Here is a 19,768-nt window from a genome sequence, read left to right on the forward strand (position 1 = left end):
TATAATCCGGAATGTCCCAGTTTTTCTTATTTAGGGACAATAATTATGTCTTCTCTTTTGACGAATACCTCCGCAATGGTTGCTCTTCAGACTCTGAAGGGCATCAACGACAGCATGGCGACAACTCAGAACCGCATTTCTACAGGTATGCGCGTGAATGATGCGTCAGACAATGCTGCGTACTGGTCCATTGCAACAACCATGAAATCAGATAACAAAGCACTGAGCGCTGTTGAAGATGCGCTTGGTCTTGGTGCTGCGACTGTTGATGTTGCCTTTACTGCAATGGATAAAGCAGTTGATGTTGTTGATGAGATCAAAGCAAAACTCGTAACTGCGTCCGAACCTGGTGTTGATCGCGATAAAGTCCAGAAGGATATTTCTGCGCTTCAAAAGCAGTTGCAGACAATTGCAGGTTCTGCAACTTTTAACGGTGAAAACTGGCTTCAGCAGGATAGTAACGCAGCAAACTTCAATGCGACCAAAGAAGTTGTTGGCTCTTTTACGCGTGATAGTGCTGGTAACGTAAAGCTGGATAAAATCCAGATCGATACCACAGATATTACTCTGGTTGATACTGATCCTACCAATGAAGGTATCCTTGATAAGGATATGACTGCTGGTGGTGTTACTGGTACGTTTATTGCTGGTGTTGTTCCTGTTACTGCTGTTGCTGTTGTTCCACCTACTACTCCTGGTGGTACCGATGGTATTGCAGCAGTGGTCGGAGTGGTCGGAGTTGCTGCTACCTACACGGGTGGTACCACTTTTGAAGATAAAGTCATCGCGGCGATGCTTGAGGCAGACCCGTTTGTTGCGACAGTGGCAGCCGATACTACCCGCTTGGGCGGCACTAGCATTCTCGACTTTGACATTACTGACTTGACAGATTCCGTGGGTGATCTCGCGGTTCTTAGTGCTGTTATTGATGCAGTTGACACACAGCTTCAATCAATCACAGATGCTGCGACTAGCCTGGGTTCCGCTAAATCCCGTATCGAGATGCAGACCCAGTTCGTATCCGAACTTGGTGATGCGATCGATCGTGGTGTAGGCCAGTTGGTTGATGCTGACATGAACGAAGAGTCCACACGTTTGAAAGCTCTTCAGACACAGCAGCAGCTTGGTATTCAGGCTCTGTCTATTGCGAACTCCTCCTCTCAGAACATTCTCAGCCTCTTCCGTTAAGCCGGAAAGCTCTGAGAACTCTAGAGATTTTAAAGCCCCAGCAGATTGCTGGGGCTTTTCTTTGTTAATCGCATAAAATTTTAGATAAAATTGTATTAAGTCAGGTTTAGGCAAGTTCAAGATAATATATTTGCTCTCGAAGCAGCTTGAGTTGGTCCAGCTATTTGCTGGAATGTTGTGAGTGAGGCGGTGTTTTATGTTGGATATGCAAATTAATTTTTCAGCTCAGGCCGAAACTGAAAATATTCACTCAGAACAATTGCCATTGTGCTCCGGTAAAAGCCTTGAAGCTCTGACGTTTGCTTTAGGGGCGAATGAACGGTTTGGGGGCTTGGCCCTTGAATTGGTGAAAGGTGTGCTGTGTGAGCAAGGAAGATATCTACGGCGGTCTGACTGTCAGTCTCCTACGCTTGTGTCCATTACATCAATTGCGGAGCGGGCCAGTAAGCGTCTCCAAAGTCAGGCGGGAGGGGTGTCTCTTAATGGGCTGCCGTCCATTCAGCGTATTACGCATGCTGAAGTATTCCTCTAATTTATGAGGATGTTAGCGAAGCTGTCTCTAATTAACTGAGAAAACGCGGATTTTCATCTAATAGATATTCACATCACGTTCGCACAAGGTTGAAAAGCCAGAGTGACGCCATTGACACACCAGCAGAGGTCGCAATGGCAGTTCGCGAAAACGCTGAAAAAATTTATGGTAATCTGGCTGAGCTGGGCGTAAAGCGCCTGTTGGTGCTCGCATTTATTGGCATCTTTACGTTTGGTGCCATTGGGGCGGCGGCTTATATGCTGTCTCGCCCTGAGCAAGAAACCCTCTACGCAAATCTTGAGAGAGATGACGTCACTCAGATTGGGATGGCATTGCAAGCCAGTGGTGTTCCGTTTGACGTGAGTGCTGATGGCAAAGCTATTTCTGTCGGAGTAGGGGCAACAGCTCGTGCGCGTATGCTCTTGGCGGAGAAGGGGTTGCCACGCGGTTCTGGCGCTGGTTATGAGCTGTTTGATGAGATGGGCTCGCTTGGGCTCACATCCTTCATGCAGAACGTGACCAAAATTCGTGCGCTAGAGGGTGAAATTGCCCGCTCTATTCAAAGTATGCAAGGCGTTAAGGCAGCTCGCGTTCATCTGGTTCTACCAGAAAAAGCGACTTTCCGCCGTGAAAATCAAAAACCAACAGCATCCGTGTTGATTAGGGCTGAAGGTGTTCAGACGAACTCGGTTGCTCAGGCTATTCGTTACCTTGTTGCCGCTGCCGTTCCAGGTCTTACAGTTGAATCCGTGACTGTGTTGGATACGGAAGGGCAACTGCTTGCGGCAGGGGAGGATGGGCAAAGCGCGTCCACTGGCCGTAAGGCTGTCTTGGAAAAAGACCTTTCCAATCGCACAGAGAGTGCAATTCGCAGAGCGTTAGCGCCGTACCTTGGAGTGAGTAACTTTGAGGTGAGTGTATCTACAGCCGTGAATATGGACAATCAACGTGTTTCGGAAACCACTTACGATCCGGAAACGCGTGTTGAGCGGTCGTTCAGGGTGGTCCGTCAGAGTGAAACCTCTCAAAATGCAAGTCTTGAAAATCCGACGACTGTTGAGCAAAATCTTCCTGAAGAAGCGGTATCTTCACAAGGCGGTGAGCGCTCCTCTGAGGAAAATGAACGTCGTGAAGAGCTGACCAACTACGAGATTTCGTCCCGGACTGTTGAAACCATCTTTGATGATTATCGTATTCAACGCATGAGCATTGCTGTTCTCGTAAATCGTGATCGCCTTATTGATGAGCTTTCCAGACGCGCTGAAGGCCAAAAAGGGGATGCTATTGTCGATGGACAAGAGGTCAATCTACAGGAAAAAGTTGCGGAACTTGAAGAGATAATTGTGACCGCAGCCGGTGTGGATATTGAGCGTGGTGATAAGGTCTCCGTATCTGCGGTAAACTTCCTTCTCGCTGGTGATCAGCTTGCAGCAATCCCTGAACGGACTTGGCAAGACGTCTTGATCCGCAATATGGGCTCGGTTGTGAATGCTGGTGCAATCCTCATCGTAACCCTCATGATTATTTGGTTTGGTCTGCGTCCAGCTGTGGCGTTCCTAATACCTAAAAGTGAGGAGACTGTTGATGGTCTTCCCGCAGGCGCGAACTCCGATGGGTCCTCGGCGATCTATGATGGCGATGTGGTAGGGGAAAACGGTGAACTGCCTGATTACTCTAAAGGTGAGGGTGGCCGTGGTGGCGATGATGAATTCGATACGACCATTATAAACCGGAACAATCTCCGCAAGTTGGAGCGCGCTGTAGAGATGGATGACATGCAGGCTGCAATCATTCTGAAGCAGTGGATGTACAATCAGGAGCGTGCCGTATGACACGCGGCATAACCGATTGCCTGACTGACTTCACCACCGATACCGGCGTAACCACGCGAGATCTGCAGGACATGCAGGAAGTTATCTCCATGCTGCCAAAGGGTTATGGTGAGGGTGGTGATTGGGTCGGTCGTGTATTTGAAGCCTATGAAAACGGCTTTGCCGAAGGTGAAGAAGCAGCAAAAACTGGGGCAGAGGACCGCATCAAGAAGATGCGTGAAGAGCTTGAGGTTGAGTTGTCTGAAAGGGAGGCCGTCTTCAAAAGGGGAGAAGGTGAGAAGTTGGAACAGGCGTTTCAGCAATCCCTGGTTACGATTGAAAGCCGTCTTTCTCTCACCGTTGCCGAGATTCTTATTCCCTTCATCGAGGAGCGTGCGCGAGAAGCCGCCGTTTCTTCCTTGGTGCAAGTGTTGAGACGACAACTCTCTGAGTCCCCCGAGGCAATTGTCGAGGTATCTGGTTCCCAACAACTTTTTGATTTGTTTGGCACTAAAACCGGAGATCTTTCAAACACTATCAAGTTTTCTCAAAACTCCAGCACTGATCTTGAGTTGAAAGTATCCGCTATGAGGATTTCAACTGGTTTGACGGAATGGTGCGAGGAACTTCGTAATACGCTAGGAGAGTAACAGCCATGGCGTTGGAACCACAAGAACTGATCATTATTCGTCGGCGTAACGACGACATGGATACAGCACACAAAACTGGCGTGTGGAAGATTGCATACGCGGATTTTTCAACCGCGATGATGGCGTTTTTCCTACTGATGTGGTTGGTGAATGCCTCCGACCAATCATCGCAAGAAGGCATCGCCAGTTACTTCAATCCTATCAAGCTTGTGGATGCGACGACGAACCCAAAGGGTATTCGTGATCCAGATGAGACGGCAATGCCAACTGATAGCGATGAGGGTGTAGATCAGGGTAAGCCAATAGGGGCTGGCGGGACTGAGAAGAAAGGCCCGACCTCAGGCGGCGGTATTGATAAACCAGAACCAGTTTCTGATCGTGAAACCGGAGAAAATTCCGAGTTTGCAGGCGCCAATGCTGACAAAAATGGTGCTAAACCAACGTCTATTACCTCCCGAGATTTAGAGCGTGCTGCTCGTTATACTGAGGCGCAGCTCTTTGATAATCCATACGCAATTCTGGCAGCATTGGCTTCAGAAGCTGAGGCGTCCATTGAAACCGATGGCTCACCGGGAACGGGTGGATTAGGTAGTCTTGAAATGGCGAAGATGCCAGTCTTGTTCGCTCTCCCAAATCGCGACCCTAATGGTCAGGGGCTTGCTGATGGGACAAGTTTCAGGGATCCTTTTGATCCAGCTGGCTGGCAAAAAGATGAGTTGCCAGGAAATGCACCTCTCCTTGCTCAAATTCCAATCCTTGTTGAGAAGGAAGAGGGAATTGCAGCCAATGAATTGACCAAGGAGCAAATTATGCTCCTTGAGGAAGCGTCCGAGCTCGCTCGGGGTGGTAAAGTTCTCCCTGCTATTTCTGGCGAAAGCAAAAGTGAAAACTCAGTTCTTGTTGTTGGAAATGCCAAGGACAGTGAAGGTGAGCAGTATGCTGAGGGGGAAATTCTAAAGCAGCTTGCCATGGCTCAAGCAGAAGTATCGGGTGACGACGCTGTTATGACCAGATTGATGTTCGCTGAAGTTAAAGCATCCGCAAATGTGCCAGAAAATGATAATGGCCTTGAAGAAGCGCAGGATGCAAAGCAGGTCGCAGAGCCCAAAATCATTGAAGTTACGTCGACCAAGGTGATCTCAGAAAACCAGTTCGAAGATGCAAAGAAGACGGTTGAAGTTATCCATAATGAAGCCAGGACTGCCCCAATGGTCCCTGCAGCAAAACCTGCTGGGTTGCCTGAGCAGAAGAAGGCTGGTGAAGGTGAGGAAGACGGCGATGACAAGCAGCTTATATCCTTGGCAAATGCCGTAGGCGAGGCTCTTGAGGGCGTGAAGACCGGCGCAAGCATCGAGTTTACCCATTCGCAGGAAGGTGTTCTCATCCAAATTATGGACAATGATGATTTCGGGATGTTTGCTGTTGGCTCTTCTGAACCTCATCCGGCTGTTGTTAAAGCGATGGAGAAAATAGCGACCGCTCTTGAAAAGGAAAAAGGTGAGATCGTAATCCGTGGACACACCGACGCACGTCCCTTCAAATCCAAAAAGAACGACAACTGGCGTTTGTCGACTGCCAGAGCTCATATGGCATACTACATGCTTGTGCGTGGTGGATTAGACGAGAAACGCATTGTTGGCATCGAAGGGTATGCAGACCGCCGTCTTAAAAATAGCGAGAAGTCGTTTGCACCTCAAAATAGGCGCATCGAAATTATGCTCCTGAAGGAACAACCCTAATGGGAGCGTGCATCAAAAAGAAGTCAAGAGGGTCGCGTATCAGAGCAACTGCATTGGCAACGGCTTTGGTGTTGGGTGTTGTAACAAATGACTGTGGAGTTCAGCCTGTACAGGCACAAATGGTCTCCACAGCTGATCCTGACCTCATGGTGCTGGAACTGCAAATTCTTCAAGATGAGATCATCAAGGGTAACCTTGAAGCCTACAATCTTCTCCAACCTTCATTGATCGTCATTGGCAGGCGTTTTCTTCGCTTGGACCGGGAAATCTGGAAGCAGAAGAAACATGCACGCGCCGCTATTGCCTTTATGTTGAGTGGGGGCGCCGGGTCCATATTTCAAGAATTAGCGGTTCAAGGTGTTGAGTTTAATGCAGATCCGAACCTGTTCGCAGGGGCGATGGCATATTCCCAAGGCAACCGGAAGATGGCTAAGAGCCTACTGATCAAGGTTGACGCGCTTACGTTACCGGTTGCGATCGCAGGTCAGGTCGCTCTGGCTCAAGCCATCTTGATTTCAAATGAGGACCCGACCGCAGCGCAGCGTTACTTCGATTTGGCACGTTTGATGATGCCCGGTACTCTGGTTGAAGAAAGTGCACTCCGCCGGCAGGCTCCTATGGTTGCTGAGCTGGCGGATACGACGAAGTTTGAACGTTTGTCTCGCCGTTATCTATTTCAATACAGCGCCTCTGTTTTTGCTTCAGAATTTCGTGATACTGTTGCGGACGTAATCAGTGGCTCTAACTACCTGAAAAAAGAAGATGAATGGGATCGCGTATTCCAGCTTATCTCCGAGTTTGATGACAAATCCCAGCGAATCTTACTTCTGCGTTTGGCAAAGGCTGCCTTGATTTCCGGTAATACAGCCTTTGCTGTTAAGGGGAGCGAAGCCTTGTTGGAACTGGGTGCACAAGATTCAACGCAAGCCAACAAAGCCAACTTATTCCTGTCAGCTGCAAAAGCCTCAAGCGAGGGATGGGAAGAGGCGATCAAAGGACTGGTCGCCGTCAAGTCTTCTGACTTGAGTTCGGAAAATCAACTGCTCCAGACAGCAGCCATTGCGACGGCCAATACAGTTCGGGAATGGCCACAGCCAGATACAGATCTTGCATCAGAATTTGTTCCTTATGTCCCGCATATGGGATTGAAGGAGAGACTCCAAAATCCTGATGTCCTGGTTCCATTTGAAAACGCATTGAATGACGCAAATGATGCATTGAAAGAGGCCGAGTTCGAATGAATACAGCTCTTCCTAATATTGATCGCAGCGCAGCGGCCAATGCGCGTACGGATGCGCGCAAAGAAGCCGATGTCAATGAACGAGACAGCGGTTTTGAGAAAGTAATTGATAAGGTTCAGGGACAAAACAAAACGCCCGACCCGGTTAAAAAAGGTGCCGAGGATAAAGAAAAACCACAATCTGATGAGGGTAATGCTGATGGGATTAAGGAGCCTTCCGACAATACGAAGGCACTCAAAGATCTTATAAGGCAAGCATCGTCTACCCAGACAGCTGCGGATGCTAATAAGACTGATCCTGATACAGCAACTTCTGAAGATAGTGCAAAGGTTCTGGATGCAGAAAACGATCTTGCTCTAGATGAGGGGCCGATCACCCTACAAGTCGAGGAAGAGGGGTTGTATGCTAAGCTGAAAATGCAGCAAGTCATCAGCGGAACGTCTATTGGTACTGCGCAACTTTCTCAAAAAATGAGTGCTTTGGCTGGTGTGGTCAATGCCGCAAACCCTGTCCTGACGGTGGTAGATGGGAAGATGGCGCAGGTACTCAATGGATTGGGTACTAAGCTGACGAATCCTCAAAGTGATGCGAACACTCAAAAACAAGCTGGAATAAGCCTAAGTGAGTTAAAGGCTGGCCAAGCAACAGCATCTGTTGAAACCGTTGAGGCAGTGAACCTTCCCAAGACGAAGGCGGATGCTAACAATAGGCTCGCTGACACTCAGATGAAGTCGGGAATGTTGCAAGCCAAGCCTGATGCAGCTTCTGGTCAGAGTGGGTCTCCGGCGCAAACTGGAGGGGAAGTTAAGGTCGTGAGTGTAGAAACGCATTTGCCGCCTGCCACGGAAGTGGGGCGACCAGCGCTGCAAGTAGCCAGTGCTTTGAGCAAGCAGGTAAGTAGTGCAACCGCCCGAGCTGATGCCGCGCAGGATATTTCTGCACAAATTGCTCACCAGCAAAATGCAAAGCCAATCAAATCTCTTGAAATTCAACTTCGCCCGGACAATTTGGGTGTTGTGAGGGCGAACATTCAAATACGTGGCGGAGAGCTGGAAATATCACTGGTCACCAGCACTCCGGAAGCCGCTGAAATGTTGAAGGGTGATCGACAGGCATTAGCTCGTGTCCTGCAAGATGCAGGCTATCGCACAGAGGCCAGCAACATATCGATTACCTTTAAGGAAGAGGTGTCCGATCAGATGCGTCAGCCGGGTCAGAATCAGGAACGTTTTACTAAAAGCGGTGGGTCTGATGGTGAGGCTGGTGAAGGGTCCTCTGGCAATCCTTGGGAAGAAAATTCACAAACAGAGCATGCTGGGGCAGGTCAAGGTGAAGCTGATACCAAAGATCTTCGTGACGGCATCTATCTGTAGTCTGATGAGCGTCTCCGCCAATGCTGCGGGGACAAAAACTGCAATTCGGTTATGTGAGCGACAAATGCAGCAGGCGGCGCAAAAATACGATGTGCCGCTTGGGATACTTTATGCCGTTGGCCTGACTGAAACGGGCCGGAAAAATTCGCTGCATCCATATGCCCTAAACATCGCGGGAAAATCTTATTTTGCGAGCTCCGCAACAGAGGCTCTTGCTGTCATCAAGCGCTCGCGCAACCGAGGCGTAAAGCTTATCGATGTGGGGTGTATGCAGATCAATATCTACTATCACCTCAGTAAGTTTTCGAGTTTAAAGGCAATGTTAGATCCCTCGCAAAACGTTGACTACGCGGCACGATTTTTATCCGAGCTAAAGCAACGCGAAAAAACCTGGACCATGGCGGTTGCAAGATACCATGCCGGGCCAAATAATAATCCGGCTCAAAAGCGATACGTATGCCGCGTCATACGAAACATCGTGGCGTCAGGCTATGGGCGTTGGACGCCTAATTCATTAAAATTTTGCAAATAATTCAATAGGTTTCGGGTCAGGCTCAGACAAGATTAACAAGCTTAAGTAGCATCAGTTAATTTTGCATTTGTTGTAGCCAGGAGCAGACTATGGGCCTCTACGGAATTATGAATACCAGCGTGTCAGGTATGAACGCGCAGTCGAACAAGCTGTCAACTGTTGCTGACAATATCTCTAACGCAAATACCGTGGGCTACAAGCGCTATAAAACAGCATTTTCTTCCTTGGTAGGTGCTGGTGGCGGCGCTGGTCATGAATCTGGGATTGTAAATACAACCGTCGTTCAAAGTGTACGCCAACAAGGCGCCTTTAACTTCACGGCACGTGGAACAGATCTGGCTATCAACGGGAATGGTTTCTTCCAGGTGCAAGATCAGCAGGGCGGAACTTTTTACACGCGCGCCGGTGATTTTGTTCTCGACAAGAACGGCCAGATGGTTAACTCAGGTGGCTACAAATTGCTGTCGGCTGGTGGTACGCCCGTCAGCGTCGATTTGAATACACCCGTTTGGCAGGCTAGTACACAAGGCGAGCTGGGTGTGAATCTCCCGTCGAGTACCGCTAAGCGTCCTCCGGCTTCAGCCGTTGGTGTGATACCTGTTGTTCCTGCTCCAGGCTTGCCCTCAAACTTTGACTTCAAAACCTCTATCAGCACATACGATCAGAATGGTAATGCCGTCAAAGTCAACGTTGTGTATACGAAAATTGATCAAAATGTAGATGCGGCGGGTAAGGTTACTGACTCTACTTGGAAAGTTCAGGCTGTTGATGACAATGGCGTAAATGTCAGCGATCCCTTAACTGGTTTGGACTTGAAGTTTACAGGCGAAGGTAAGCTAGATCCAACATCACCAACTGACTTTCAACTGACGGTTCCGAATGGTGAAACACTTACACTCGACCTCAGTAAAACGGTTACTGCTGGTGACAAATTCAGCGTAAATAAAGTTGACGTGGATGGTTATAAGCCTTCAACCATTCAAACTGTGCGCATTGAATCTGATGGTCGCGTGTTCGGTGTTTATGGCAGCAGCGCGGAAAAACTTCTCGATCAAATTCAGATTGTGAACTTCTCCAATCCTGATGGACTGCAAGCGAAAAGCGGCAATATTTATTCTGCAACAGACGCTTCTGGCGATCCAGCGGTTGGCTTCCCCGGTGATAATGGATTTGGTGAGCTGTTTTCAGGCGCCGTTGAGGGTTCAAATGTCGATCTGGCGGCAGAACTTACTGAAATGGTTCAGGCGCAGCGCACCTACAGCGCAAACACGAAAGTGTTCAACGCAAGTTCCGAATTGCTCCAAGAGCTGAATAACTTACGTTAAGGGCGCGAAGCATGTCTCTAACTTCCGCAATGCTGACAGCGCAGTCTTCTATTACGGCGCGCGCCGCCGAAATGGCGATTGCCTCTCGCAATGTCGCCAATGTTAATAACCCGTCCTATACGCGGCTGGAACCCAGTGTGCGGAACATCGTTAGCGACACGGGAACGGTCGTTTATGTTTCTCACGCCTCGCGGATGGTCAATCAGGCGGCGTTCAAGGCAACGTTAGCAACCGGGAGCGCTGCGATTGCATCTGGCTCCTATGCTGCGATGTTGGATCAACTTAACCCGTCTGGCGTGGAGCCGTATGGGGCAAGTACCGCTGCTTCGGTTGGCACGTTAAATGAGAGCCTCATTGCTTATAGTAATGATCCATCAAATCAGGTGTTTGGACAATCGGTTATCAATAACGCAAATGCGATGGTTGAGAACCTGAAACAGTCATCTGAGAGCGTGAAGAATTCCCGGATGGAAGCGGACGCGGCAATGGGCCGTGCTGTTGATAATATCAATAAGATCCTCTCCGACATGGAGAGTGTGAATGATAAGATCGTATCAGGGACGGCCGCTGGTCGTGACGTAAACGGTCTTCTTGATCAGCGTGATGAGATGCTGAAGGTCCTTTCCGAAGAAATCGGAATTGACGTTCTTGATCAGGACAACAACGGTATCGCGATTTACACAGATAGCGGTGTCACTCTGTTTGAGAAAACAGGGCGTGAAGTCACGTTTGACCGTTCGTTGTCTTTGGCTTCTGGAGATGTGGGTAATAATGTTCTCGTAGATGGTGTAGCTGTCGCAGGGCCAGGGGCTACATCTCCTGTCTCAGGTGGTGCAATCGCAGGCTACGCAAAGATCCGGGATGACACCAGTGTAACAATGCAAACGCAGCTGGATGATGTCGCCAAAGCGCTTGTTGACGCCTTCATGGAATATGAGCCGACGCCCCTTACTGGATCAGCTGAAGGTCTGTTCACATTTGCGGCTGGTAGCGGTGACTTGGTCAGTCGTCTTAAGGTTCATGCTGCCGTTGATCCTGCTCAGGGAGGGGACGTTAAGTTGCTCCGTGATGGTGGTATTAATGGGGCGACCTACAAGTTCAATACTGCCGACAGTGCCGGTTACTCTGATTTGCTGATCAAGTATACTAATGAGCTCAACAAAGAGCGGGGCTTCGATCCTGCATCTGGTGTGAATGCTAATTCGACGCTAAAGGATTTCACCGCAAATACGGTGAGCTGGTTTAGTGCAGAACGTAAGGTCGCGACCGAAACCGCAACATTAAACGCGGCTGCATTCACGTCAAACGCTGAAACTCTCTCTAGTAAGACCGGTGTTAACATCGACACCGAAATGCAGCGTCTTCTTACGATTGAAAATGCGTACTCCGCTTCGGCGAGGCTAATGACAACCATTGATAGCATGTTCAAAGAACTGCTAAATGCAGTGAGGTAATGATGGTTTATTCGACGTCTTCAATGACCAGTTCTTTGCGCATGTCCAACTTTCTGGTCGAACAACGCGCCCGACTTGACAAAGCCGCCATTGAAAATGCGACAGGTAAGCACTCCGATATGGGGCTTGCACTGGGTGCTCAAACTGGAACAACGACTTCTTTCAGGTCAGAATACTCCCAACTTGAGAGCCAGTTGGACACAAATAAACAGCTCATAACCCGTTTAGACGTGACGAATACTGCGCTTACACTTATTACTGACAGTGCCTCTTCATTTCGTTCTGACTTGATTACACTTCGGGATAACAATGGAACACTAGATACATCATCGGTGCTGGCATTTACTGAGTTGGATAAACTGGTAACTGGTTTGAATTCCAATGTGGGCGGTGTCTACGTCTTTGGCGGAATTGATACGGGCAGTGCACCAGTTTCAGATTTCAAGTCCGGTCCAGAAGCCGCGATTGAGGCGGCATTTTTTGCAGAATTTGGACACGTAATAGATGATCCTCTCACGGCATCAATTTCGGTAGCTGCTTGGGAAACCTTTTTGGACGGTCCTTTTGCTGCTGAGTTCGACGATACCAACTGGGCTGCGAATTGGTCAGGTGCGACAGATGATACTATGACATCAACGATTGATGTCGGTGTTACAATTCCCGGCTCTGCATCGAGCAATGAGGATGCATACCGGAATTTGGCTCAGGGCTTGAGCATGGTTGCGGTTTTTGGAAAGCTTCCCCTCACTGAAGAAGTTGGTGAGGCTATTATGGATAGGGCCATAGAAAAGCTAAGTGTTGGTGTTGATCAAACGATCTCAATAACAGCCCAGAATGGGGCAATTAAAACCAATGTGGAGCGAACAAATACCAACATTGAGGCAAAGCAAAACGTACTCAATTTAAGAGTTAACGATCTGGAAAATGTTGATCCTAATCGTGCTGCAATCGAGTTGAGCCTGGCGCAAACTCAGTTGGAGGCGACCTATGCCATTACTGCCAAAATCCAAAACTTAAACATCATGAAGTACTTGTAGGTGCTCACAAACAGTGTTTAGAGCACTCTAGGAGATAGTTTTGTATCAAATGTCCTACGCAGAAGCGCTTGAGGATTCCTCTTACGATAGAAGAGGGCAGGAGCGAGAGGTATTTTCTCTTGTAATTGCTCAGTTGAATGCGGCTAAGGAGGCTGGTGTTGCTTCACCAGAAGCATCTCAAGCTCTGATGTCAGTGTATAGACTCTGGAGTATACTGATCGAGGATCTTGGAAACGCTGAAAATGCACTACCAGCGGAGCTTAGGGCAGATTTGATCTCGATTGGTCTTTGGTGCGTGAAACAAGCTGATCTAGTTCGGGCAGGCGAGTCAGATGACTTTCAGGGCCTGATCGAGATCAACGAAGTCGTTCGAAATGGTTTGGGCTAACGAGAGGAATATTGGATGCGTTTACACCTAAAGGCAGGTGAAAAAGTTTTCATCAATGGTGCGGTGCTTTCTTTTGAGCAAAAAACATCTGTGAATCTTTTGAATGACGCGAGTTTTCTTTTGGAAGCCTACGTTATGCAGCCAGAGGATACGACTACGCCTCTTCGTCAGCTGTATTTTTATATTCAAACAGCGCTTATCGATCCCAAAACAGAACTCGATAGTTTGCAGCGGGCCCTATTGATGTTGGCGTCTATCCGCAAGGTTGTCGAGAATGATGACATTCTGACTGGCCTTGAGGAGGTTGAAGGTAAGATCAAGAAGAGAAGGTATTTCGATGCCATCCGTGCGTTGAAAAAACTGTTCGAAATTGAATTGGCGATCTGGTCAGACAACCAGAACATGGGTGAGGGCGAAGCTGCCAGCGCTTCTGCTGCTTAATCCATTGTTGAGAACTGAAGGAAATTGACATGAGTGTTGCACCTGTTGCGGGAGCTGATGCTTCCCAAAAAAGTGAGCCGAAGTTTAAGCCACAGGGCAGTGAGCAGTCCTATCTGGATTACAATGCGTTCCTCATGCTTTTTATGGAATCTCTGAAGAGCCAGGATCCGACTGATCCCCTTAAAACAGCTGAGTATATGGGGCAGTTGGCGCAGTTCTCTGCTGTTGAGCAATCGACAAAGACCAACCAAAATCTGACTTCAATGTTGCAACAACAGTCTATCAATCAGGCGAATAACCTGATTGGCGCGACCATTAAGGTACCAAGTGCTGATGGGTCAGAAACTGCTACTGGTATTATCAAGTCTATTCAAATTCTGACTGACGGGTCTATTGCCACATTGGAAGATGGCACAAAAGTTGCGTTGGTACCTGGAATTGAGATCTCCCGACCTCCAGCAACGACGGATCCGAAAACTCCTCCTGCAGATGAGTCTACGGATGCCTAAGACTAAGGTTCTCGTGTAATGAATGAGGCAGACGCCTTAGATATCGTCCGTATGGCCATATGGACTGTGATTGCAGCGACGGGACCTGCCGTCGCTGCTGCAATGTGCGTTGGGTTGATTATCGCCTTGTTTCAAGCGCTCACCCAAATTCAGGAAATGACGCTAACGTTCATTCCTAAGATCGTGGTGATCTTTATATTTCTCGCCATGACTGGCCCGTATATCGGATCACAGATATTCACGTTCTCTGAGATGGTGTATGGGCGCATTGAGAATGGCTTTTAGATAAGCTCATTCACTAAGGAAGGGGATAGGTCTCAGTGCTCCCCTTCTAGGCCACCTTCACACAAGCTTACTTCTTCAATGTTTTAGCCAAAATGATGTAATGCGTGTACGGCCGAATTGAAGGATGAGAATGTCTCAAACAGCGACGGGCACAGCTGTTCCAAACAGCAAACGTGATATAGGCTTTGCAGTCGGGATTATCTTCATCCTGTCTGTCCTCTTTCTTCCTATGCCGACGTTTATCATTGACTTCGGTCTGGCAGTATCTGTGGCGCTTTCTGTTTTGATCCTGATGGTGTCTCTGTGGATTCAGAGGCCATTGGAGTTTTCTTCCTTCCCAACAATTCTCTTGATTGCCACCATGCTGCGACTGTCGCTCAATATCGCCACAACGCGTGTGATTCTGGCGAACGGTCATGAAGGCCCGTTGGCTGCCGGATATGTAATCAATGGGTTTTCCCAGTTCGTCATGAGCGGGGATTTTGTTATCGGTCTCATTGTCTTTTCCATTCTGGTCACTGTGAACTTCCTCGTTATCACCAAGGGTGCAAGCCGTATCGCTGAGGTTGGCGCACGGTTTACACTTGACGGTATTCCAGGCAAGCAGATGGCGATTGATGCCGATTTGTCTGCCGGCATGATTGACGACAAAGAAGCACAACACCGCAGAGCTGAATTGGAGGAGGAAAGCTCCTTCTTCGGTGCCATGGATGGTGCCTCCAAGTTCGTGCGTGGTGATGCCGTCGCTGGTTTGATCATTACGGTTGTAAACGTTTTGGGCGGCATCGTGATTGGTGTGACCCGCTACGATATGGATCTCGGTGAAGCTGCAGACGTCTTCACAAAACTGTCGGTCGGCGATGGTCTGGTTTCTCAGATCCCAGCTCTGATCGTATCCCTTGCTGCTGGCCTGCTTGTGTCCAAAGGCGGAACGCGAGGCTCTACTGATAAGGCCGTTCTGGGTCAGCTTGGGGGGTACCCGCGTGCTTTGGCTGTCGCCGCAACGCTCTTGTTGATACTTTCACTTCTGCCTGGGTTGCCGTTCTTGCCGTTTGTGATGCTCGGTGGTGTCTTGGGGTATTCCGCATACACTATCCCTAGAAAAAATGCGGAGACAAAAGCAGCGCAGGTCAAATTTGATCTTCAAAAGGTTGAGCAAGAAAAATCTGTCAAAAAAGAGTCAGTCAAAGACAGTCTCGAATTGCCAGAAATTGAACTGCGTCTTGGTAAGCAATTGACCGCACGTTTACTTGCAGCAAAACCGGAAATTGGCAACCGCATTAACAAAATGCGTAAGAAGTTTGCCGAGCAATATGGTTTCGTTGTTCCCGAAATTAAGGTGACTGACAACCTCAACCTGGAGCCTAAAAGCTACGAGTTCCGCATTCATGGAACAATTGTGGCCTCGCAGAACATCAATGTTGGTGAGTTGATGGTCATCGGCGGTAAACGTGGACTGCCAGCCTTGCCGGGGACAGAAACCCGTGAGCCAGCCTTTGGAATGCAGGCAATGTGGGTTCCAACTGCTTTTGAACATGAGGTTAAAAGGCAAGGCTATACAACGGTCGATAATCTGTCTGTTGTGCTGACGCATTTGTCTGAGGTGATCCGAAATAACCTTTCTCAGCTGCTGTCCTATAAGGATATGCGTAAGCTTTTAGATCGTCTTGATCCAGCTTACTCGCGCCTCATTGACGATATTTGCCCTCAACATATCTCCTTTTCCGGCTTGCAGGCCGTGCTAAAGCTCCTCCTTACTGAGCGCATGTCTATTCGAAATTTGTCGCTGATCATGGAAGCGATCGCAGAGATTGCACCACATGCCCGACGTCCTGAGCAAATCGCAGACCATGTCCGTATTCGAATGGCGACGCAGATCTGTGGTGATATCGCCGGCGATGGCAGCCTCAAAGTGCTTCGTCTTGGCAATCGCTGGGATCTGGCTTTCCATCAGGCCTTGAGACGAGACGCCAACGGTGAGGTGCTCGAGTTTGATATGGAACCGAAGCAGGTTGAAGAATTTGCGCGGGACAGTGCAGAGGTTATTCGCGAGCATATCTCCGCAGGTCAACGCTTTGCTGTGGTCGTTGCTCCAGAGGCACGCCAATACGTGCGTATGATCACGGAGCGAATGTTCCCCGCATTGCCAATCCTGTCCCATATGGAAGTGGCGCGCGGTGTTGATATTGAGGCGCTGGGAACAGTTTCGTGACCCTTGAAAACGCCCCAGATGCAATTCTTAGTGTTTTCGTAGTGTTTTGCCGCGTTGGGGCATGCCTAATGGCAATGCCTGGATTTTCGTCGCCGCGTGTGATGGTAAGGGTGAGATTGTTCATTGCAATTGCGGCAACACTCGCCATCTCGCCGCTTATTCTGGTGGTTGTCGAGCCAATAATTGCAGCCGCTCCGTTAGATGAGCTTCTTCGGATCATATTTGTAGAGCTGTTGATTGGTGTTCTCATCGCTACATTTGGACGTGCGTTCTTCGGGATGCTCCAAATGATGGTCGGAGCAGCAGCAAATGCGTCAAGCTTCAGCATGCCGATGTCCGTCGTTGAAGAATATCAACAACTCCCGCCTATGGCTGGGTTGGTCACGCTAACCGCGACTACCCTGCTCTTCATCTCGGGCGCGCATGCAGATGTGTTTGTTGCTTTGGCTCAAAGCTACCATGCGGTTCCTGTCGGAGGGGACTTCGTTCCTGGCGCGGCATTGGATCAGTTTTCTACTAAATTGATGCAAGGCATGGTTTTGGCGCTCAGAATCACCAGTCCGTTTTTGCTCTATGGTCTTATTGTGAACCTAACGCTGGGTTTGACCAACAGACTTATGCCCCAGATGGCTGTGTATTTTGTGGCCATTCCGGCGGTCATGATGGGCGGACTGTTCATCTTGTGGCAAGTCGTTTCAGAGTTGCTCCGGCTATTTTATGCCGGTCTGGGCGACTGGTTGGTGTTGCAGTAAGCCATGGATAAAGTACGCGTCACCCGCCTCAAGCGGATTATGAAAGTTCAGGAACAAAAAGAGCAGATGATCAAATATGACATTGCTGTTCTTGAGAGTGAGATCTTACAATTTGATGACGAAGGTAAGGAGCTCATAACGCACTGGGGGCAGCATGAGGGGCAGTTGCGTGAAATCATGAACAAAGCCATTTCACGACGTCTGGATACAAACAACCGCAATAAATCTTTGAAGGAAAAGCAGAGGACTGCGTTGTTGGATCAGCTTCTCGACCAAAAGCGCCAGACATCCATGACGGAAAAACACCACCAAAAAGCAGTTCTCTCCTTTGACCGTTCAGAAGAGAAAAAACTCTTGCAGGAAGTTGCAGAGCTGCATGCTGATCCAAAAAAGGTCAGGCCCAGATAAGACACAGAAACTAGGGTCTGTTCAATTATGAATGTCCCTTCTTTTTGACTATTGGGAGTGCTCATGTCCATTCAGCCTGTCAGCGACCTTATTCTGGACGTTATAAATCAAGCGGACCCAGCAAAGAGCAGAGGAGCAACTCGTGCTCTTAGTGCGCCGACTATCGTTTCTAAAGATTTACCGGTCTCAAGCCCATCTTGGGGGGTGTCCAACAGCTTCTCCAGATTTATGGCAGAAGCTGATAGCGCTTCTTCTACAGCGCAAAGCGAAGGGCAAGAAGGTGTAAAAGGCCTGACGTCCATGGGGAACCGCTATTCCCAAAAAATGGAGACTGCTGATTTGGGTGAAAAGCTTGAAAGTGCAGTGTTACAGACCTTCGTAAAGTCCATGCTGCCGAAAGAGCTGGAAACTGTCTATGGCGGTGGAACAGCAGGCTCTATGTGGAAAGGTCTTATGGCCGAGCAGCTTGCAAACCAACTTGCTAAATCTGGTTCTATAGGTTTGGCCGAGATGCTGATGCCTGACACCATTCGTCCAACGCTCCCAAAAGAAGAGGCATAGATGTCCGAGTTATCTGCGGCTGAGCATACACAGCTTATCCCACACGAAACCAAGCCGGTCGCTTCTAAGACGGATCATACCGACGCGGATGCATATGTTCTCCCGGAGGATTTTCTGGCGCTGTCAAAAAGCATTGCGCGAGTGGAAGTCCTGTTGGATGCCGAAAATGAAGCTCTCGTCGGGAACGGGAGTGTTGATCTGGAAGAAAGCGCCTATTTGAAGGGCAAAGCGATGCTTGAACTTGACCTAGCAGGCAAGATTGTTGGCCCTGCAAATCTGCCGAGTGAACTTGTTGTTCGGCTTCAGACCCTTCACGACAAGCTCGCATCCAACATGAAGCTGCTGTCCACACAATTAAATGCCGTCAAGGACGTCTCTGGCCTGTTGTCCCGCGTGATGAAAGAGCAAGATTCAGATGGTACGTACGAAGCTGTTGTTGGGAGCTGGTAGCCGCTTATGTTGAAAGTTCTTGTAACTGGTATCTGGATTTGCCTTGTCACGCTCGGTGCTGGATATTTTACCGCGCTTTACAAAGCGGACTTTGATCCATTGATGCAGAAGAATACGCATCTGGAGGGGTTGGATTATCAAAGTACACCATCCATCAACGTACCGGTTTTAGAAGATGGTAGAATCTACGGTTACATTATCGCTCAGTTTGTATTCACCGTAGATAGTGACATTTTGGAAAAACTGGCCGTTCCGCCCAATGCCTTTATTGTCGATGAAGCATTCCGCCTGATTTATAACAAGGCTGATAAAGAATTCGCTCAGCTCCAGAAAACTGACTTGAAGGAGCTGACAGATGAGGTGCGTGAACGGGTTAATAGCCGGTTTAAGGCCGAGATTGTACAGGATGTTCTGGTGCAGGAATTTACGTTCCATGTGCCTGCAAACCTGAAGGGAAACTTCAATGAGGACGCTGGAGAAACAGACGCCTCATGATGAGCAAGTGATGATTGATTAAATGGTTTGCCAATACAAAATATTACATCGAGCTGTAGGCGCAATTGATGCGCAGGACGAAGGGCGGGAACTCAGAGCAAACGCTATCGTGGTAATGCGCCCCGCAGCAGCTCCCCCATCCTATGAGATTCTTTATGCGCCTTTGACCTTGAAGCAGATGTCTATCGGCATGTACGTGGGCACGACCCCTCATGGAGAGGTTAGGTTACGTCTTTCAGGAATTTACGGAGCAAAGCGTCCGGTTATTAAGTCGGACCAGCCTTATCTGCTTTTGTTGGCTGCAAGCGGTCGAAATGCCCGCATTGATGAACTCAAGGCACAACCAAAGCCAGGTCAATAAAAAAGCGGAGCACATGCTCCGCCT

22 protein-coding genes are annotated in these 19,768 nt (G+C 48.8%); all 22 read left to right on the forward strand.

The window, feature by feature from the left end:
• Positions 1-45: 45 nt before the first annotated feature.
• The 22 genes from BLS62_RS09460 (at position 46) to BLS62_RS09565 (ending at position 19,744) form a co-directional block, all read left to right on the forward strand.
• Entirely contained in the window at positions 46-1,188 is a 1,143-nt protein-coding gene (locus tag BLS62_RS09460; RefSeq protein WP_093179817.1) for a flagellin N-terminal helical domain-containing protein, read from the forward strand.
• Positions 1,189-1,384: 196 nt separating this feature from the next.
• Positions 1,385-1,720, forward strand: a complete 336-nt coding sequence (locus BLS62_RS09465; protein ID WP_093179820.1) for a hypothetical protein — start codon at positions 1,385-1,387, stop codon at positions 1,718-1,720.
• Between the two features lie 134 nt (positions 1,721-1,854).
• A complete protein-coding gene (gene fliF, locus BLS62_RS09470; protein ID WP_093179822.1) occupies positions 1,855-3,552 on the forward strand; it encodes a flagellar basal-body MS-ring/collar protein FliF in 1,698 nt (565 codons plus the stop codon).
• Positions 3,549-4,181 (forward strand): FliH/SctL family protein, encoded by a 633-nt coding sequence (locus BLS62_RS09475; protein ID WP_093179825.1) that lies wholly within the window; start codon positions 3,549-3,551, stop codon positions 4,179-4,181. Before fliF ends, BLS62_RS09475 begins: the two co-directional genes overlap by 4 nt.
• Positions 4,182-4,186: 5 nt before the next feature.
• A complete protein-coding gene (locus BLS62_RS09480; protein ID WP_093179827.1) occupies positions 4,187-5,920 on the forward strand; it encodes a flagellar motor protein MotB in 1,734 nt (577 codons plus the stop codon).
• Entirely contained in the window at positions 5,920-7,161 is a 1,242-nt protein-coding gene (locus BLS62_RS09485) for a hypothetical protein (RefSeq protein ID WP_093179830.1), read from the forward strand. Before BLS62_RS09480 ends, BLS62_RS09485 begins: the two co-directional genes overlap by 1 nt.
• Complete coding sequence (locus BLS62_RS09490) at positions 7,158-8,534, forward strand: flagellar hook-length control protein FliK (RefSeq protein WP_093179832.1); 1,377 nt, start codon at positions 7,158-7,160, stop codon at positions 8,532-8,534. Before BLS62_RS09485 ends, BLS62_RS09490 begins: the two co-directional genes overlap by 4 nt.
• A gap of 4 nt (positions 8,535-8,538) precedes the next feature.
• On the forward strand, positions 8,539-9,066 hold the full coding sequence (locus BLS62_RS09495) for a transglycosylase SLT domain-containing protein (RefSeq protein ID WP_244283632.1): 528 nt from the start codon (positions 8,539-8,541) through the stop codon (positions 9,064-9,066).
• An 89-nt stretch (positions 9,067-9,155) separates the two neighbouring features.
• Positions 9,156-10,391 (forward strand): flagellar hook protein FlgE, encoded by a 1,236-nt coding sequence (locus BLS62_RS09500; RefSeq protein WP_093179836.1) that lies wholly within the window; start codon positions 9,156-9,158, stop codon positions 10,389-10,391.
• An 11-nt stretch (positions 10,392-10,402) separates the two neighbouring features.
• A complete protein-coding gene (flgK, locus tag BLS62_RS09505; RefSeq protein ID WP_093179838.1) occupies positions 10,403-11,845 on the forward strand; it encodes a flagellar hook-associated protein FlgK in 1,443 nt (480 codons plus the stop codon).
• Between the two features lie 23 nt (positions 11,846-11,868).
• Positions 11,869-12,882 (forward strand): flagellar hook-associated family protein, encoded by a 1,014-nt coding sequence (locus BLS62_RS09510; protein WP_208990781.1) that lies wholly within the window; start codon positions 11,869-11,871, stop codon positions 12,880-12,882.
• Positions 12,883-12,931: 49 nt separating this feature from the next.
• Entirely contained in the window at positions 12,932-13,270 is a 339-nt protein-coding gene (gene flaF / locus BLS62_RS09515; RefSeq protein WP_244283571.1) for a flagellar biosynthesis regulator FlaF, read from the forward strand.
• Positions 13,271-13,285: 15 nt separating this feature from the next.
• Positions 13,286-13,711 (forward strand): flagellar biosynthesis repressor FlbT, encoded by a 426-nt coding sequence (locus BLS62_RS09520; RefSeq protein ID WP_093179846.1) that lies wholly within the window; start codon positions 13,286-13,288, stop codon positions 13,709-13,711.
• Positions 13,712-13,740: 29 nt separating this feature from the next.
• A complete protein-coding gene (flgD, locus tag BLS62_RS09525; protein ID WP_093179849.1) occupies positions 13,741-14,220 on the forward strand; it encodes a flagellar hook assembly protein FlgD in 480 nt (159 codons plus the stop codon).
• An 18-nt stretch (positions 14,221-14,238) separates the two neighbouring features.
• Positions 14,239-14,505 carry a flagellar biosynthesis protein FliQ gene (gene fliQ, locus BLS62_RS09530; RefSeq protein ID WP_093179852.1) on the forward strand — a complete coding sequence of 89 codons (267 nt, stop codon included), beginning with the start codon at positions 14,239-14,241 and terminating at the stop codon, positions 14,503-14,505.
• Positions 14,506-14,635: 130 nt separating this feature from the next.
• On the forward strand, positions 14,636-16,717 hold the full coding sequence (gene flhA / locus BLS62_RS09535; protein WP_093179854.1) for a flagellar biosynthesis protein FlhA: 2,082 nt from the start codon (positions 14,636-14,638) through the stop codon (positions 16,715-16,717).
• On the forward strand, positions 16,714-17,469 hold the full coding sequence (locus BLS62_RS09540) for a flagellar biosynthetic protein FliR (protein ID WP_208990783.1): 756 nt from the start codon (positions 16,714-16,716) through the stop codon (positions 17,467-17,469). Before flhA ends, BLS62_RS09540 begins: the two co-directional genes overlap by 4 nt.
• A 3-nt stretch (positions 17,470-17,472) precedes the next feature.
• On the forward strand, positions 17,473-17,877 hold the full coding sequence (locus BLS62_RS09545) for a hypothetical protein (RefSeq protein WP_093179856.1): 405 nt from the start codon (positions 17,473-17,475) through the stop codon (positions 17,875-17,877).
• Between the two features lie 63 nt (positions 17,878-17,940).
• Complete coding sequence (locus tag BLS62_RS09550; RefSeq protein WP_093179858.1) at positions 17,941-18,438, forward strand: rod-binding protein; 498 nt, start codon at positions 17,941-17,943, stop codon at positions 18,436-18,438.
• Positions 18,439-18,888 (forward strand): hypothetical protein, encoded by a 450-nt coding sequence (locus BLS62_RS09555; RefSeq protein WP_093179860.1) that lies wholly within the window; start codon positions 18,439-18,441, stop codon positions 18,886-18,888.
• Between the two features lie 6 nt (positions 18,889-18,894).
• On the forward strand, positions 18,895-19,383 hold the full coding sequence (locus BLS62_RS09560) for a hypothetical protein (protein ID WP_093179862.1): 489 nt from the start codon (positions 18,895-18,897) through the stop codon (positions 19,381-19,383).
• Between the two features lie 22 nt (positions 19,384-19,405).
• A complete protein-coding gene (locus BLS62_RS09565) occupies positions 19,406-19,744 on the forward strand; it encodes a hypothetical protein (RefSeq protein WP_093179864.1) in 339 nt (112 codons plus the stop codon).
• The last annotated feature ends 24 nt before the right edge of the window (positions 19,745-19,768 follow it).

The organism is Pseudovibrio sp. Tun.PSC04-5.I4 (assembly GCF_900104145.1).
Lineage (GTDB): Bacteria > Pseudomonadota > Alphaproteobacteria > Rhizobiales > Stappiaceae > Pseudovibrio.